Annotated in this window: 16 protein-coding genes, 1 tRNA gene and 3 pseudogenes; 4 read left to right on the top strand and 16 right to left on the bottom strand. The window is 37.3% G+C overall.

Translation table 11 applies throughout. The features are described 5' to 3' along the window. Positions 1-101 precede the first annotated feature (101 nt). The 9 genes from SB660_RS16840 to SB660_RS16880 form a co-directional block, all read right to left on the bottom strand. The gene (locus SB660_RS16840; protein ID WP_058014514.1) at positions 102-521 is read right to left on the bottom strand and encodes a YkvA family protein; all 420 of its coding nucleotides are present in this window, start codon (positions 519-521) and stop codon (positions 102-104) included. Positions 522-616: 95 nt separating this feature from the next. Then, positions 617-1783, bottom strand: a complete 1167-nt coding sequence (gene dltD, locus SB660_RS16845; RefSeq protein ID WP_061408854.1) for a D-alanyl-lipoteichoic acid biosynthesis protein DltD — start codon at positions 1781-1783, stop codon at positions 617-619. Beyond that, positions 1783-2019 carry a D-alanine--poly(phosphoribitol) ligase subunit 2 gene (gene dltC / locus SB660_RS16850; RefSeq protein ID WP_003216498.1) on the bottom strand — a complete coding sequence of 79 codons (237 nt, stop codon included), beginning with the start codon at positions 2017-2019 and terminating at the stop codon, positions 1783-1785. Before dltC ends, dltD begins: the two co-directional genes overlap by 1 nt. A gap of 21 nt (positions 2020-2040) precedes the next feature. Continuing rightward, on the bottom strand, positions 2041-3225 hold the full coding sequence (dltB, locus tag SB660_RS16855) for a D-alanyl-lipoteichoic acid biosynthesis protein DltB (protein WP_058014512.1): 1185 nt from the start codon (positions 3223-3225) through the stop codon (positions 2041-2043). Further along, positions 3222-4727 carry a D-alanine--poly(phosphoribitol) ligase subunit DltA gene (dltA, locus tag SB660_RS16860; RefSeq protein ID WP_410583449.1) on the bottom strand — a complete coding sequence of 502 codons (1506 nt, stop codon included), beginning with the start codon at positions 4725-4727 and terminating at the stop codon, positions 3222-3224. The genes dltB and dltA overlap by 4 nt, the downstream gene beginning before the upstream one ends. A 14-nt stretch (positions 4728-4741) precedes the next feature. Next, a complete protein-coding gene (locus tag SB660_RS16865; protein ID WP_024427820.1) occupies positions 4742-4891 on the bottom strand; it encodes a teichoic acid D-Ala incorporation-associated protein DltX in 150 nt (49 codons plus the stop codon). Between the two features lie 251 nt (positions 4892-5142). Beyond that, a complete protein-coding gene (locus SB660_RS16870; RefSeq protein ID WP_410583451.1) occupies positions 5143-6423 on the bottom strand; it encodes a Kelch repeat-containing protein in 1281 nt (426 codons plus the stop codon). 267 nt (positions 6424-6690) lie between these two features. Then, complete coding sequence (locus tag SB660_RS16875; RefSeq protein ID WP_410583453.1) at positions 6691-7275, bottom strand: DUF4241 domain-containing protein; 585 nt, start codon at positions 7273-7275, stop codon at positions 6691-6693. A 282-nt stretch (positions 7276-7557) separates the two neighbouring features. Then, a complete protein-coding gene (locus SB660_RS16880; protein WP_339163374.1) occupies positions 7558-7737 on the bottom strand; it encodes a hypothetical protein in 180 nt (59 codons plus the stop codon). A 192-nt stretch (positions 7738-7929) separates the two neighbouring features. Here SB660_RS16880 and SB660_RS16885 point away from each other — a divergent pair, with 192 nt between their 5' ends. The 3 genes from SB660_RS16885 (at position 7930) to SB660_RS16895 (ending at position 10121) form a co-directional block, all read left to right on the top strand. Further along, on the top strand, positions 7930-8118 hold the full coding sequence (locus SB660_RS16885; protein WP_019744112.1) for a hypothetical protein: 189 nt from the start codon (positions 7930-7932) through the stop codon (positions 8116-8118). Positions 8119-8212: 94 nt separating this feature from the next. After that, the gene (locus SB660_RS16890) at positions 8213-9760 is read left to right on the top strand and encodes a T7SS effector LXG polymorphic toxin (RefSeq protein WP_410583455.1); all 1548 of its coding nucleotides are present in this window, start codon (positions 8213-8215) and stop codon (positions 9758-9760) included. Positions 9761-9776: 16 nt separating this feature from the next. Next, on the top strand, positions 9777-10121 hold the full coding sequence (locus SB660_RS16895) for a hypothetical protein (RefSeq protein ID WP_328699197.1): 345 nt from the start codon (positions 9777-9779) through the stop codon (positions 10119-10121). 413 nt (positions 10122-10534) lie between these two features. On the opposite strand, the gene SB660_RS16900 is transcribed toward SB660_RS16895, so the two are convergent. The 4 genes and pseudogenes from SB660_RS16900 to SB660_RS16915 all read right to left on the bottom strand — a co-directional run bounded on the left by SB660_RS16900 (position 10535) and on the right by SB660_RS16915 (position 13126). Next, a complete protein-coding gene (locus SB660_RS16900; protein ID WP_410583457.1) occupies positions 10535-11308 on the bottom strand; it encodes a hypothetical protein in 774 nt (257 codons plus the stop codon). Positions 11309-11541: 233 nt separating this feature from the next. Next, a pseudogene (locus tag SB660_RS16905) lies at positions 11542-12056 on the bottom strand (site-specific integrase). A gap of 17 nt (positions 12057-12073) precedes the next feature. Next, positions 12074-12184, bottom strand: a pseudogene (locus SB660_RS16910) (ArpU family phage packaging/lysis transcriptional regulator); the annotation flags it as partial. Between the two features lie 213 nt (positions 12185-12397). Beyond that, the gene (locus SB660_RS16915; RefSeq protein ID WP_410583459.1) at positions 12398-13126 is read right to left on the bottom strand and encodes a hypothetical protein; all 729 of its coding nucleotides are present in this window, start codon (positions 13124-13126) and stop codon (positions 12398-12400) included. A 1713-nt stretch (positions 13127-14839) separates the two neighbouring features. Between SB660_RS16915 and SB660_RS16920 the strand changes: the two are divergent. After that, a pseudogene (locus SB660_RS16920) lies at positions 14840-15774 on the top strand (SDR family oxidoreductase). Between the two features lie 535 nt (positions 15775-16309). Here the strand turns inward: SB660_RS16920 and SB660_RS16925 are convergent. The 3 genes from SB660_RS16925 to SB660_RS16935 form a co-directional block, all read right to left on the bottom strand. Further along, positions 16310-16383, bottom strand: a tRNA-Arg gene (locus SB660_RS16925). A gap of 120 nt (positions 16384-16503) precedes the next feature. Continuing rightward, entirely contained in the window at positions 16504-17028 is a 525-nt protein-coding gene (locus tag SB660_RS16930) for a YfcE family phosphodiesterase (RefSeq protein WP_180310409.1), read from the bottom strand. A gap of 14 nt (positions 17029-17042) precedes the next feature. Continuing rightward, the gene (locus SB660_RS16935; protein WP_410583461.1) at positions 17043-17645 is read right to left on the bottom strand and encodes an XTP/dITP diphosphatase; all 603 of its coding nucleotides are present in this window, start codon (positions 17643-17645) and stop codon (positions 17043-17045) included. Between the last annotated feature and the right edge of the window lie 4 nt (positions 17646-17649).

Genomic DNA, 17649 nt, shown 5'->3' on the forward strand with positions numbered 1-17649 from the left:
ACATGATGTTTTTATCAAAAAAATGTGAAAACCCCACTTTTACTTGAAGTAAAGGTGGGGTTTGTCTACGGTCTGAAGCCTCCAGCTGTGGAGGCTTTTCTTTATGCAGACGGCATCCCGCCATCTTCAAGTTTTTGATCAATCAGAGACGTATCGGTTTTTTCACCAAACCATTTTGACAGCCTGTCCTTCGCTTTTCCTTTCACATCATCATCAATGTAGACCGCTACTTGAATCAGAGCAAATGTGATCGCGCCTAAATCATCTGTATAGCCGACACCAATCAATGTATCGGGAATAAGGTCAATTGGAAGGATAAAGTATCCGAGCGCCCCAATAATAAGGGTTTTTGCTTTGACAGGTACTTCAGGTTTTTGCAATGTATAGTAAAGTAATAGCACAGCATAGACAAGAGAGACACCAGCTTTTTGTGCCGTCTTTTTTAACTTTTCCCAAAAGGCATGATCATTAAAATGCTTTTTCGAACGCTTCAATAGTTCTTTTTTCTCAGAACGATTCATCATATCGCCTCCATCTACAGCATAGCCCTTTTCCATTCGTTATACAAGATATCTGCCAATTCGACAAACAAAAAGCAGCAGAAAGCTGCTGCATTCTACTGCTCTTTGTAAAACTTTTCGATTGCCTTATCGATGTACACCCATCCTTTATAAGACACATGAATCGTATCTTTAAAGAAATAAGGATCGTACTCATGCTTAGTCAAATCTGCAACTTCATACCCATTATCGCGAATTTGACGATTGATTTTCTCATAATACTCTGTGCGCCCCTCTTTTGGGAAACCAGTATAATCATACCATTTCCCGTTAACAGGAATCGTCACAAACAAAGGCTTCGCCCCTGCCTGTTTTAAAATATCCAGCATGATTTGAAAATCTTTGTACTCTGGTGATTCCGCATAAGAGTGATCTTCACGGGAATCCTTCATCTTTTTCATGATCGGTTTCAGCTTGCGGTCAAACAGTTTTTGATTAATATAAAACGGGTTGTCCCCTGCTCTTTTCGCACCAAAAACGCTCGCTTCTTTTTCAAGCTCAGTCCATGTTTTTCCTTTGACTGAAGGAGACGGTTGAAGCTTACGTTCATGCCCCGATCCAATGGTATAGTACATGTCTTTCTTTTGAAGCATGCCATAATACATTTTGGCAATAGGAGAAATCGCGCCATAAGCGAATTTGTTCCCAGAAAGCTCTGCTTTAAAAAGCTCTGTGATGACCATGTCGTTCTTTACTGCTTTAAACGTCATGATTCTCTTGATCAGTTCTTTTTTCACAGCTGGTTCAATTTCTTTATTATAAGCGAGATTAAGCGCTTGAAGCGCTGAATAGTTCGGTGCAAAGTGATTCTCGTCTGATCCCCACTTTACAAACCACTGCGGAGACACGATAAATACAAGCTTCTTCCCTTTTAATTCATCCATGTGCGCTGCAAAGTTCATCGCATGAATTAATGATTGAGATCCACCTTTTCCAATAAGATAAGGTGTAAACCCTTGAGGATTCTCATGAAAGAAATTCGAAGGGTGATATGGATCAAAACGTGATAGTTCAGAAGATCCATAGATCGGCAAATAAGTTGGATCTTTTAGCATTTCATCTTGTAAATAAAGCCCTTGGAACATCCCCGGATCTAATTCTGTGGCTGACTTTTGTAATTTGTCTTTTGGGATCAGATGTGAGAGCCATGCATTTGGTACAAGAAGAACACCAATGAATAGAACAGCCGCTAAAATAAGCGGCCCAAAAAAACGCTTTTTCATTACTTCATCTCTGCCAGCTGCTCAGCAATGTGATTCGGTGTATCCCACACATCACGATCAAACTCTGTAATCGGAACAGTAATTCCAAGTTGACTTTCGATAGCCATAAGTAATTCTACTGTACCAAATGAATCTAAAAGACCTTCGTCAAAAATTGCAATCTCTGGATTTTCTTTTACAACGTCGTCCTGACAAACCTCTGCAATAATACCGTATACTTGATTTTTAAATTCCATAATTTTCTACTCCCTTAATCATTAATGATGAAATGGTTTTCCTGAAAAAATGTAAAATCCGAAACAAATCACATGGAATGTAATAATGATCGACACAACCATTGTGACCTTGTTATCCGGCCACCACTTGTGTTTTTTATTCCATTTCTCAAATAAATTGTAACCGGACATCACAACTGCGTGATATAGTCCGTAAATAATATATTGAAGTGCTAGACCATGCCAAGCACCCATCAATAGAAAGAGGACAAAGTACCCAATATTTGATACAGCCATACGGTTCTTGATCCACTTCTTTTTTGTCATAAAGAACACAAATCTCATAAACACGTAGTCTCTGAACCAGAAGGACAAGGACATGTGCCAGCGATTCCAGAAGTCTTTAATATTCCGGCTGATAAACGGTTTGTTAAAGTTTTCTGGTGATTTAATGCCCATGATATAACTCACACCAACAGCGAACGCTGTATAACCAGCAAAGTCAAAGAACAAATACATACTGTACGCATACATATACGTTAACTGTTGAACAAAGTGACTGCTGCTAATGTGATGAATATTCATCAGAATATACGTGTGAATCAAATAACCAATAATGAACTTATATAAGAAGCCGATAAAAATTTTATGAATACCCGCGTATAAAAGATCACTGTACGCTTCCTTTTCAGGCGGCGTATCCATATCCTTTTCAAACCGGCGGTAACGATCAATCGGACCTGATGAAATCGTCGGGAAAAAGACAATGAAATAGACCAAACGATGAATTGGAATTTTCTTCTTAATCAAGCCGTCTCTTGTCTCGATAATTAACTGAACACCTTTAAATGTTAAGTACGAGATCCCTAAAAAGCTCAACCAGTTCATTGGCGGCGGTTGATGCGGCTGATGAGTTAAAAAGAACGGTAAAACCTTTGATAGTACAAGCGGCAAAATCGATGCAACCACTGCCATATAGAAGACAGACGCCCTGTTCGCTTTCAACCGGTACGAAAGGTACAACCGGATGATCAAGACTTGCCACACTGTAAATAAGAAGAGAAGCAGCGCGCCATGTGCATCCTTTGAGAAAATAAGCGCGAGTGCCACAACCGTTGCAAACATGTTGTAGCCCTGCATTCTTTTGCCGCGTAGACCAAGAATGATCGTCGGCAAAAGAAGAACACCAATTAGAATGAAGAAAAAGAATGAACTAAACGGAATCATAGAAGAACCTCTTTCGCGATTCTTTTACGGTCAACCTTCCCGTTTGGCGTCATGTATAGCTGCTCAAGATAGACAAACTTTCTTGGAATCATGTACGCAGGCAGTGAATCCGCCATTTCTTTCTTAATTGCACTTGTCAGCTGATATTCTTTTTCAAAAGAATGCGCTGCTGGAACAATGGCTGCAATCAAGTACTCCACATGACCGTTTGGCTGGAACGGCACAATCACACAAGCATTGACATACGTTGTCTCGCTCACATGATATTCAATTTCTTCAAGCTCCATCCGGTATCCGTGCAGCTTTATTTGATAGTCCAGACGACCGTGGCACGTAATCAAACCATCCTGCGCCACACCTGCGTCACCTGTGCGGTATGCAGGGCGCCCTTCGTATTCAAAAAATACTTTCTCCGTTAAGGCTTGTTCACCTAAGTAGCCTCTCGTGACGCTTGGCCCCACGATGACAATTTCCCCTTTTTCACCATCAGGAAGGCTCTTGCCTTCTTCATCTAAAATGACGATATCTGTATCAGGCTTCGCATAGCCGACTGGTAAGGAATCGTGCTGATCAAGAATGGCCTGCGTGACTTCAATCGATGTAATCGCAACAGTTGCTTCAGTCGGACCATACGTATTAAAGATCTGCGCCTTTGGAAAACGCTCAAGGAGTGCACTTGCTACAGATACAGGAAGTGCCTCTCCGCAGAACAAGAAAATTTTCAACTCTGGTAAAAGCTCCCCTGTAAAGGAAGGATCCATTAAGCACATTTGCACAAAGGAAGGTGTTGATGTCCACACTTCAACGTCAGATTGACCAAGTGCTGCAAACATATCCTTCGGCTTATTCACAAGATCTTTCACTAAACAGTAAAGCGTGCCGCCTGATTGAAGCGCTGGATACAAATCCATCACTGATAAGTCAAAAGAAAACGGTGCTTGATTTAAGAACGTGCGCCCCTCACCAATTGGGAAGTCTCTACACATCCACTCTGTAAAGCTTTCTAAATTATTGGCTGTTACCTGAACGCCTTTCGGTTTTCCGGTACTGCCAGACGTATAAATGATGTAAAACACATCATCCTGTTGAACCCACTGCGATGATGGCGGTGCTTCTTTTTCAAGAGCTAAAAGCGATGCCGCACTCTTCACTTCAATGTGCTCTTCTACATCTAGTACATTCTGCTCATTTGCACAAATCAATAGACTGGCTTTTGAGCTTTCAATAATTGAGACGATACGCTCTGCAGGGATTGAAATGTCGACCGGAATGTATGGTCTACCTGATTTCACACTGCCTAAAAAAGAAATCAGCATCTCTGGCTCCATATGACCGTATACAATGACAGGTGCACTATCTGTAGCGACCGCATCGATTGCACCAGCCATTTGGTCTGATAGATGCCAAAGCTCATCATATGTGATCGAAGCATGTTGAGAAACAAATGCTGGCTGTGTTGGTTTCGTTTGTTGGTATTCATGAATCGTGTGTAATAGTTTCATAGTTTAATCTCCAATTAAAAATCGTTGTAAATGAATGATCCCGTATTTGCTGTATGGAATCCGTAAATAAAGAACAATAATAGCAAAATAAGTAAGTAAAAGCTTGTATATCCTATCCATTTTACAGACTTATTTTCTGATAGCTTTTTGAATAGCATATTGATAACCTCTTTTCTTTTGACACTTATAGAGACGCATGAATCATTAAAAGAGTTTCATATCAAAACATAAATTTTTAAGAAAATGCTAAAAAAATGTCGAACCTTAGAACGTCTCTTTTGAGCAAAGCTGTCTTATTGTAACAAAGATTTAATGTATTTGAAATGAAATTCGAGCTTAAATTTGCCTTAAAATTGGTGAAAGCTGTCGAATAAAACAAAAGCCACCTAGTTTGCCTAGATGGCTTTGATTTCAATTACTTCTTATATTTATTGACTTCGAACATGAGAATGTTTTTGAACACCACATAATCCTTTTTACTTTCAAAGGGACCTTTATTGTTGTCATGCTCGTCAATTTCATAAAACCCTGGTCCTTCTCCTGCATCACGCTTTTTGTACCATGATAGGAAAGCGTTGACTTCTTTCATGGAGAGGTCATACTCTTTCTGTAAGCCATTGACCATTGTGATGATGAGGAGAGCATCGCCATCTTCATTTGTTGCATCGTCTTTAGGCGGTGTGGTTGGTTCTTGGTCTTTGTCGCCTGGATTTGTAGAATCGTCTTTTGGTGGTGTTGTCGGTTCTGGATCTTTGTCACCGGGTGTTTCAGTGTTGTTTGGAAATTGCAGGTCTTTTAAAGATAAAGAGATGACGGATTTGTAGTTTTGATCTGCAATCTCTGTATAATTCGCATTATAATCTCTACCACCTATAAGGTATAATGTATCATCAATAACTACTGTTGAAGCTCCTATACGCATATTATGATAAGGTACTTCTATTCTGACTAATCCTTCTTGTTCAGTATCATACACAAATAAATCTCTTGGTGAAGCAGCAGGAAATACCATGTTATTTTTATAAGTAACACCACTTAGATACCCTTTAACAAATCCTTTTTTCTTGACAGACCAGACTTCCTTTGATGCATTATATTCAAAAACTTCACCTTTATCATTTTTTCCAAATATATAAAATTTATCGTCTAATACTAGGCCAATTGCGCCTTCATTTTTAACATTTAGAGGAGCTTCCTCTTTCCATGTTTGACTGGTTAGATCATAACTAAAAAATTCTTTACCGCCTAGTACATAAATTTTATTTCCAATAACACCCGCTTGAACGTTATAAGAGCCTTTTGATTTGCTAATAAAGGGAATATCAGGTAGTGCTTCCCATTCATCTTTTTTTGTATCATACACTTCGAACTTATTATAAGTAAAACCCGTATGTTTTCCAGCAAGGACATAAATTTTTGAACCTACTACTACTGATGCTGCTCCCCCTCTTCCAGTTGGTATATTATTTTTTTTAGTCCATTTATTTATAGATGGATCATATTCTAACGTTTCTTTGTCCGAATTAAACCCACCAATTACATAAATTTTCCCATCTACAGCATTAGCTACAGCTCCCACTCTTGCTGTTGGCAAATCAGCTAATTGATTCCATTCATCCTTAGCCGCATGTACCATTTGAATTGACTGCGTGAATGAAAGGATTACTAGTAACATCATGACGATCCATTTTTTCAAAAATAACACTCCCTTTTCATTATCTTACTTCTTCATTATCGGAGCGTTTTTTTATTTTTATAGAATAATTGATCTTTTTAAAGAGAAATTAATAGAAAAAAGCATCGGAAAAGTGACTTACTAAAGAGTCGCTTAAATAATAGGTTCAATCAAAAACTGTCTAAGTCTATAATCAAAGAACAATAAAAAAACCCATGATTTCATGAGTTTCTCATCAGTCCATTATTAGAAAATCCGTTAAAAGGCAAGCGGGTTCTCCGTTTTCATCTAGCCCCCAAAGCTTGGATACATCCCGTCACCGAAGCCTGTGGTAAACACGGCAATGTCCACCTTGTCATGAAAACGGGTGACGAGCCAGTCCCATGTGTGCTTGTAGTTTTGCTCAAGCGCTTCTGCAAATTCCTCATAAAGATAAAAAACATTGTCCTCTTTATATCGCTTATCCTCATAAGCTTGAAGATATAGTGCTGCCTCCGCATCCATGAAACAGCCCATTCCCGTATTCACACCGTAACCGAAAAACTCGTCTTCTTTCAAATTTTTGAGATCCTGTCCTGCTCTTGTGGCAAGCTCCCATTTTATTGCTTGCTCGTTTGGAAACTTGATCATTGCATAGGCTACTCGTTCGTCTCCGCTTTCCAAACGCTTAACTACCAGTATAATAGGATATTTTCCTAGAGTAACTTTCCTCGTAAACGATTGGTCCCCATCTGAATCAAAAGGATCACAGGCAACGATATGACCGCCCGTGATCTCGATATAGCCTAACTGTTTAGCAAATAATTGATGACCCTCTTGACTGCTTGTCTCTCTATTTCTATATAACAGGTGTGTTGGATTGATGTTGTACAAGTGATCATTCCTTTCATTGTTTTTCTGGGGTGTTTGGCATTATGTATTTTCCCCCATTTAATCCATCGATAAAAAAGCTGTAACGAGTTAAGCTTCATCTCCATTCTCGTCCATAATGCAAGTTCTTACTTAAAACTCAATTCATCTTCTCCTTCTACTATACACCTTACTTTTTTTAGTTGGAGAAAGAATATTCTCTCTTTTGCATATTTACCGCTTTACAATGCCTTTTTCATTAGGAAGGTTAATTTAAAAATGCCCTTCCAATGGAGGGCTGTGCTATTAACTATTTTCTTTTGAGTATTTCTTAATCAATGCTTCGCTAATCCTGCTTACGATATAGATCGCAACCGCTAAAATCAGCATCAACGGAAACATGCTTAAACGATCATTTGCAACATATACAATGATCCCCACAATGATAGCCACTACGATTGCCGTTAAAAAATGCTTCACCGCCATCTCACTCCTTTGTATAAATCATATACATTTTATTACATAAAAGGTTTAATTGAAATTATTTCCATAAAATCAGTAAGTTTCATTTGTCCGCTCTTAAAGTAGATTGCTATCCCCCTTATGTTGTTCGCACAATCTCCATATGTTAAAATCAACTAAAATATCTATTTAATGGATCGATCAGGAGGTCATTAAATGTCACAGCAAAGCACGCCATCCAAAATGTTATTAATTACTTTACCCGGCGCTATTATTGCCCTTGTGATGATCTTAGGGAAAATTGATACACCTGTAACAAATGTTTTATTTTATCTTGTGGCTTTTAGTGTGATGGGTTTAGTTGTTTCAAGCTTAGTAAAAGACTACAGAAAAAAGAAAAATTAACTCCTCATCTTGGGAGCTGTCGTTTATGCAGCTCCCTTTCTTTATGTGGACGCTTAATTGCTTCGAGTACTAACAGAAAGTAAAGGAGAACGGAATGAAAACCCTTGATGTCTTTGAGTTGAAGAATGGAATTGACCAAACGTTGAACAAGTTGAAGCAGCAATCACATAATGTTAAGTCCCTAGAAAAACAAATCAATCAAATCATCTTCTTAGATGGCTCATTAAAGGGAGAAGCTGGACAAGCGATAAAAGATTTTTATATGGAGTGTCACATTCCCTTTTTGCAATTCTTTCAGATCGTCATTGAAGAATACAGTGGTGCGCTAAAAAAGACAAAACATGCACTTCATGCTTTTGAATCAAACCCGAATGGTTTTATCTCTCAATCATTCATTGAACAAGAACTTGACCAAGGGTTAAAAAAAGCCGAACGGACCATTTCTGATATTGTATCCCAGGTGAATCAAGCGCTCAGCAGGGTCAGCCATATTGAGCATTTGCCTCATGTAGACGAATCTACTTTCCAACAAAGCTATCAAAAGGCATGGCTTGAGACGTCCAAAACCATTGGTCTACTTCATGCATTTGACAGAGAACAAACAAGTGCACTAAATGAAACAAAAAATTCCCTTCACACAATGAAGCAATACATAGATACTTTAAGCAAGATGTTCACTGGCCCGAAAATTGAAATTACTAGTTATCAAAAAGGCTCTATCTTCAAAGATGGAAAAGAAGAAAAAATCAGCAGCAACATCAGCGGATTGAATGAAAAAATAGACAACCCTAAAGAAAACCCAATGATGATCATGCTGAAGAAGCTGAATGATAAAGAGCGATCAAATGTGGATACGATTTTAAATAGGAAACCGTCTAATAAAATCAATCAAGACGCCGTGTTCGTAAATGGAAAAGTATATAATACAAATGAAAAGATTGACTTCGCAAATGCCAAAACAGTTGACGTTATTCGAGATGGAATGCTCTATCGGTTACGAATATCGGATCAAAACAAAGTGAAGATTGAAAGCATCACAAAGATTTCCGACTTGAAACAAACCTCAAACATCTTAAATACAGCGGTTGAATTTACAGGAATAAATGATGCCATTCGAGTCATCACAGGGAGAGACCCTGTCACAGGTGACAAAGTCGCTGACATGGACCGTCTAGTATCAAGCTTGTACATGATACCAGGAGCTAAAATCGCTAAAGTTGGAAAATACGTATTTAAAGTAACGAAAGGAGAGAAAGTAGCCAAGAAGATTGTCAAAACACCTTCCTTCGGCAAACACTCCGTACCAAAAGGTCCGTATCGTGAAGTAAATGGTTTCCCTGTAAAAGTAAAACCAGGCGCTCAAGAAAAACATATTCCTGATGCACCTAACTATAAACAGGAGATAGCTAATGGAAAGAAAAAAAGCATCTTTTACGGGGACAATAAAAAAGCACAAGAATTGCTTGATAAATATGCTGGTACAGGACACATCCCATCAAAAGGAAGAGAAGTTGTTAAGTTTGATCACAAAATAGGTAAAGCATATGACTTAGAAACTGGAAAATATATAGAAACCAATAGAGGAACAATACATTACTCAAAAGATGGTGCTCACATAGTTCCAACAAAACCAATACCATAAAAAAGGATTGATACTCTTGGGATATAACTCTTTAATCAAAATATTAAATAAATATGGTGCCAACGAATTGCGATTAGAATGGAAAAACGGATTACAGATTATCGGAAAACCAGATGCACTCTATGAAACAGATAATGGGCTAGAAGACGATGATATAAATTATACAGAATATTACGCAGTTGCCTTTATTGTCAAGGACATCATTGCCCACCCTACTTATAATGAAGGAAGAGTATGTGATTGGGTAATACAAGAAGGAAATTCTTATGTGGAAATTTCCCTTTATGATGATCCACCTAAGGCTGTATATTTAGTAGACGGTCAAAAATTATGGGAATTTGACAGCGATGAATACCAATGAAAAGCCCCTCCGTGTCGGAAGGGCTTTCTTTTACTTCTGCTTTACTTCAACATATTTTGAAGCAGTTGTAATGTAATGGCCTGATTTCAGCTTGTACATTTTTGTCTCATTGACTGAAACGATCTATCAATCGCGAATGCTTCACCCGACTTTACTTTTTTGTACTTTGCTGACCAAATAAGGTTCATTAAATTCCTCTTTATATTTATCAATATATTTTTCAAATGCTTTTTTCTCCATTTTCTCACCTCCCACTTATTATCGACAGGGAATAAGAATATGGAACTATTTGCGAATTTTGTCGTACGAAAAGCGCCCTCTAATAGAAGCCGCTCTCAATTTATCACCTAATACCATCATAACCGCTCTCAGACAAAATACTTTGCCAAAACCGTGCCAAAAATGTGCCATTTTTAATTTTTATTATTCTCTTTTTTAAATTCATGTGCTAAAAACACTTCTTTTCCTTCATCATCCCTAAATATGAAATTCTGGATTTTTAAATCCATAATTAACTCCTTTAATATAATTTTATTGAAATAATGTGGATTAATACTCTGTAAATCAGCTTTGAGTTCTGACAATGGAACTTGTTCTCGATGAGGATATAAAGAATTTATAGTTACTAAGAATAGCTGGTTCGAAATTTGTCTCTCAACAGTAAAGGAAGTTGAAGGTCTATAACTTAATTCTGCCTTAGTTAAATGTTTCACCTTTGAATCTAGATGAGAAGACTTTTCATTAAACTGTTTTAAAACTTCTTCTATTTCTGTTCTACTCACGGTTTCTTTTTTTGTAAGTTCCTCTGAAAGGTTTTTTATCAAACCTTCTGTTCCATTTTTATATGTTGCCACAGAGTCTAGCAATTCTTCTTTAAATCCGCTCAACTCTTCAAATGCTTTTATTGTTCTAATTAATGTTTCCTGAGATTTTTCTTGGGTTATTGTTAATTTCTCGGAAGTCTCTTTAATATCAATGATAGACTGCCTTTGACCAGCTACGTCTACTAAAGTCATTAAAATAGCTATTACCGCTAAAATTATAGAAATTCCAGTCGCCATTACATTAATCTGATTTCCAGCATCCTCCTTATCTCCAAATGATAATACTAATATAAATGTAATGAGTAAGATTGCAATAATTATATTGTACACAAAATGTGCAATGCCTATTTTTTTACTTATCACCATATATCCCCAATCTTTTTTTTAATTTCATTATATAACCAAGCTATTCATTTATCCACAAAATCCACCAATTCACCATATCTATTATTGTGTCTAACTCAGGGAATCGCTGAATCCTTTGTCCCTCTTGCTTTTCAGCCAATTCCTTAAAATGAGTTGGACATTTTCTCATTATAGTTAGTTGATGAAAAAAAGCACAAAAAAAGACCCACCTGCCAGTTGAACAGATGAGTCTATAAGCCAAAATCGTCCTTTGTTCTATCCATTGTGTCTTGCGTGATTCCAATATATCTCAAAGTAATACCTGGGCTTGAGTGGTTGAATATTTCTTGCAGCAAGGCCACATCCTCTTATAATGCCAGTAACCAAACGTTTTCCTTAGTGTATGTGTCCCTATGCTATCGAGGCCAACATACTCCGCTGCCTCTCTCAATATATTGTATGCACTGCTGCGACTGATGGGCTTGTTTAGTCCCTCTCTGCTTCTAAATACATACTCTTGATCATCACGATCTTTAATATATTGATCTAGTGCTTTCCGAAGTGTCTTGTTTATCTTGATTCTTTTTTCTTTGCCTGTCTTCTTCTCCCTTAAAGACACATATTGTTTCTTAACATCTTGGACACGTAATTGAAGAAGATCAGATATTCTCAAGCCTAAATTGATTCCGGCCACAAAAAGCAGCAGATTTCGTTTGTTCCTCTCTCCAAGATATTTCTTTATATAATGGATCTGATCAAGATCCATTATTGGCTAAACAAAATTCATGGTTTATTATCCCCCTGCCTGTACACTTCTTCTCTCAAAGCAAAGGCCAGTCTATAATATGCTTTATTTTTAACACTATAATAATTCCTTTGCCTGAGGCTCATTTCTGCGCATGGCCCCGCCTTTGACTCTTTTTAACCGCTACATGTTTTATACACCATGAGCTCATATATCTCTCTTTCTGTAATGTCCTGCGGTCGTTTTCGGCTTTTCCTTCTTCATGTTGTTGCTCCCTTCCGAAAAATAAAAAACGGACACCAACCAACACCCATAAAAGGTATTGATCAGTATCCACATGCTATTCGTCTTGGACTTATTTTTTATTCAATATAGAGTGTTTCATTATATAAATCTTCTAATTTCATTATTTTAACTTGACTACACAGTTTATAATTACTTTTATCTCCTAAGAGAACTGTATCTTTATTTATCGCATGCAAAAGATACCACTTTTGATATTCTTGACATCTCCAATATGCATTTTTTTCATTCGAAATATTCATAAATTTTGAAATTTGACCTCTTAAAGAAGGGAGTAACGATGTAAAAACAAATATCATAATAATTAATATTATTAAATCCATATCGTTATAGGTTCCGTTTTTAACCACTGTTAATAATATGTAGTAGAGAGATTGAAATACCAATATAATAAAAATGAATAATAATATAATATGTAATGCTCTTAGCCAATGTTTTTCTTGGATCTTTTCTAAAATTTTACCCTTTATTTCACCCGTATTAATTAGAATAATATTACACAAAATTATGACCGCGAGTAAAATTGAAAAATAGACAATACATAATGATGGTTCAAATTCTAACGTTGCAATCGAAATAAAAAATAAAATACAATAAAATGTGTAAATTAAATGTTTACTGACTCTTAAGAGAAACAATTTATCTTTTGAAAACATCCTCTGTTCAATTATCCCTGCAGAAATAAATGAAACTGGTTTGATAATTCTTCCTAAAAAAATTAGAGATACAAGAATACCTGGAACCCTCAAGTACTTACTTATATCTACCAAAATATTATATAAATCCACTTTGTTTCCCCTCTTTACTTAGTCTAAAATACCAACTTAATTACTTTCAAAATAAAACTAAATAGCACTATCAAATATTTTTTCACAATTCTTTATTTATCATATGATAAATGCAATAGTTCATCTATATAGTACAAGGAAACTTCAAATTTGTTCCAAATGCATAATGACGTATCTCTCCTAACCAAGCACCTATATCAGCTGTGGCTTGTTTTGACCTTAAAAAATAAATATTAATTATGAAAAATACTCCTTTTTTCAGATAGAGAAGGGATTACACGTGAAATTTGTTAAATTATATATATTATACCAAAAAATAAAGGAAAAGGATAATCCTAAATATTAGTTGTAGCATTAACAGCACTTTTGTTTTTCTCAGAAATTGAATTCACCGGAAATGGTAAGTATATGAAATTCACATGTACTTATTCTGGAAGTGCGTCTAAAGATAATATAGATTCTTTATGTGAAGTTAGAAGAAATGCTTCACCATCTAATTCAGTACAAAGATTTTATGTTGACGGATCAAAAGGCAATAAACCTGAGAGTACCGACGTTTGGCTAGACAAAGGTGTGAAATATTCTATCTATGTAAAGTAGGGACTCATGCTCCTTCCAATGCATCATTTACTGGAGTCATAATATATCGCTAAAATAGATAACATCTATATGGCCTTCTTTGTCCAAACAATAGAGGAAAAAATAAAAAAGCCAGAAACATTGATAAGACAATGTTTCTGGCTTTTAAACAGTTTTAAAGCATATACATCCCAGGAGAGATTCGAACTTCCGACCGACGGCTTAGAACGCCGTTGCTATACACTACCTTAAACCTATTGATATGCTCATCTATTAGTCATGTATAATGATCACTTTTCGAAATTAGACGTATCCTCATTTACTATATTAATAAAAGGTGTTAAGGAATTCACTACCTAGTATAAAGAACTTTCAAATAGTTTAAACTGATTTAGGAAAAAGATCCAATGCAGTTTGGTCGGGATGTGGCGCGTTTTCTTAGGCCTGAATATTGCAGGAGGATCTTCCCCCCTTTCCTCATTCTCTCCGCCATTTGTTCAGCTCGTTCTCCAAACAGTTTGAAGTTTATTTGCTTGCAGCCTGGCTTAATCTTCAGCAACTTCCTGCCTTCATGCTCTTATCCAATATGAAATATTCATTCAATTCGTAACTACTTCCTTCAATTAAAGCTTTCACAATTTTATTTTCGTTATCCTTACGCATTTGTTTTCCAATCCGAGCAGGATTATATAAGCCAGGAGCATGGTCGGAAACTTCAAAAGTTTCTTTACCAATAAGAGAAAGGGAAACCATTCTGCAGCAATTAGCTTTACATATTTAAAGAGTGAAGTCTGACCACCTACTTTGAAAATCTCATGAACAAAATTTGGATACCTAATAAGACCTGTAAACTACTCTCCTTCGCCTTCATACATTTTTCAACTTCCGATAAATTTGTCTGCAACTTTTATTACTTCCCAACCTTGATTGCTGACGCATGTACAAATACATGGAAATTCCAACCTACTCATAAAAGCTTACTAAAAACCTTCAAATAACTCCTTCACAAGTTTATTCATTATTAATACTTGGATTAGCAGTCAACAACATAAACATTTAAAGGGAATAAGTACATTTGGAGGGAGTTAAATGACACAAGAATCTGATGAGCGTAAGTTGCAACAAATAAAACAAATGCAACAGATGTTTTTAGAGAAAATGAAAACTCAACCTTATCCCATGTACCCTAATTACGGAAAAATCACACACTATGAAGAAATCCCAATTAATTTACCTGAACAACGTCAACTTCGTCATCCTGGTGTAGAAGGTTTAATGGTACCACTTCCAATTATTGAAAATACAAATTACAAAGGGAGTGTAAGTTAGCGGGAAAAGTTGCTCTTATTACAGGAGGGGATAGTGGTATTGGTGCAGCAGTAGCCATTGCCTTCGCAAAGGAAAGTGCTGACGTTGCGATTGCATACTTAGATGAACACGAAGATGCTAATAGAACAAAAGCAAGAATCGAAGAACTCGGGCAACGTTGTTTATTGATGCCAGGAGACTTGCGAGATAAACAACAATGTATCACCATTGTAGAGAAAACAGTAAAAACCTTCGGACGTCTAGATGTTCTATGTAACCACGTTGGTATCCAATTTCAACAACCAAGCCTTCTTGACATTACAGACGAACAATTCGATGACACCTTTAAAGTCAACATATACTCACATTTTTACACAACCAGAGCAGCGCTTCCTTGCTTAAAACCAGGCAGTTCTATTATCGGCACTTCTTCCGTCGTAACGTATGTAGGTGAGCAACAAATGATTGATTATACAGCCACAAAAGGTGCAATTGTTGGTTGGACACGTGCTTTAGCTAAAAATGTTGTAAAACAAGGAATTCGTGTAAACGCTGTTGCTCCAGGTCGAATCTAGACGCCACTAATTGCAGCAAGCTTCTCGTCAGACCAAGTGGCTGTATATGGAGCGTTTAACCCAATGGAACGAGTTGCACATCCATTTGAACTCGCACCAACATTTGTTTATCTAGCTTCTGATGATTCACGTTTTGTTACAGGTCAAGTGCTGCATGTTAACGGTGGGGAATCCACACATTCCTAATATAAGGAGGTCATTGAATTGAGATATGAATTTAATCCAGAAGTAGAGTTATTACTTGTGAACCATTCAATGAAAAAAGTTACTATGGTTTATATGGAGCATTCATGGCTAATGTCTGAAATTGGACGTAGACCGCCTTATTATTGCTACCCAAATTATGAACTGAATTATCCCATAATTTAAATAAATCGCAGACAAAAAACTTCCGAAACAAAGATGGAAGTTTTTTCTTCATTTCAGATATTACGGGTAAATGGGCAAATATGGGCAAATGAGTAAAGGGTGGTTACTCTTCATAAAATCACAGTTTTAATAATCGGTTGTGTAATGATGACTGACCAGCCCTCTAGTAGCCCATTTACATCAATTTTAACATCTAATCGTCCTTTTCTTTTGATCATAACAAAAAACCTCCTATACCTAAAGTGATATAAGCCAATAACAGGTGTAATTTCTTACATGACCGTTATACTGTCCGTTTCACTATATGATATAGAAGGTTGATTTGACGGGCTTTAGCACCCGATTTATTATACGTCCCAGGAGAGATTCGAACTCCCGACCGACGCCTTAGAAGGGCGTTGCTCTATCCAGCTGAGCTACTGGGACATGTTGTTATGTAGTGTTTTTTTGGTGAGTACCTCACCGACAAGATTTATTATATTACTATTGTTCTTTAAAGTCAACGGTTTTTCGAAAGTTTTTTCATAAGGGGCAAATGCTGCACCCTTATGAAATACCTTCCAATGTGACAGTGTTTTCGAGGTCTTGTATGGCTTGACCTTCGTCTGTGAAAAACTGTACGTTCGCTTCGCTTCCATCTAGTGTCAGTATAGCATAGCTGCGCTCTTTACGCACTCTTGGTAGGTGCACGCTGCCTGGGTTAATGAGCAGTTTTCCTCTTAGCAGCTCACTGCCTGGGATGTGCGAGTGGCCAAAGCAGATAATGTCTGCGCCTAGCTCTTCTGCACGGTAGTAGACTTGAAGCAAGGATTGTTTGATGCCATGCAGATGTCCGTGAGTGAGAAATAGTTTTCCGCCTCCATCAAGTGGGAGCAGGAGCTCTTCTTCAAAATCGCCCATAAAGTCACAATTTCCTTTGACGACTTTGTATCCTTCGAGTGCTGGATGGTTCGTGTCGAGTTCTGAATCTCCGCAGTGAATCATCATGTCCACTTCAGCTGCATGCCGTTTGGCAATGGTTTGAAGTTCATCTGTGAGTCCATGACTGTCACTAATGATGAGTATCTTCATGGCTTCATTCCCCCTTATTCATTTGCGTCTAGCAGTGATGAAAGCTTTTGAAGCGCGACCGCTCGATGGCTGATCTTGTTTTTCTCCTCTGGTGTTAATTCAGCCATCGTCTGGTCTTTGTCTTTGACGATGAAAATCGGGTCATATCCGAAGCCATTTTCGCCGATTGGTTCCTCTGCGATAAAGCCTTCTACTGATCCTTCTACCGTTTTTGTTTCTTTACCTGGTATGCTGACAGCTAGGGCACATCTGAATCTAGCTGTGCGGTCTTCTTTTTCAATGCCTTGCAGTTCGCTCAGCACTTTTTCCACATTCTCAGCATCGTTTTTATGTTCACCAGCGTATCTCGCTGAATAGACGCCAGGTTTTCCGCCAAGATAGTCAATTGACAAACCGGAATCGTCTGCAATGACCATTTCACCCGCTTTGGCTTGAATCGCCTCAGCTTTGATAATGGCATTTTCTTCGAAGGTATGTCCTGTTTCTTCAATTTCTTCAGTAAAGCCGATGTCTGCTAGTGTTTTGACCGTGAATCCTTTTGGCTCAAGAATGGCTTTGAATTCTTTCGCTTTGCCCGCATTGTGCGTTGCAATGATGGCTGTTTTCATCCTGATCAAACCC

Source organism: Bacillus sp. SIMBA_005 (assembly GCF_046535585.1).
Classification (GTDB): domain Bacteria; phylum Bacillota; class Bacilli; order Bacillales; family Bacillaceae; genus Bacillus; species Bacillus pumilus.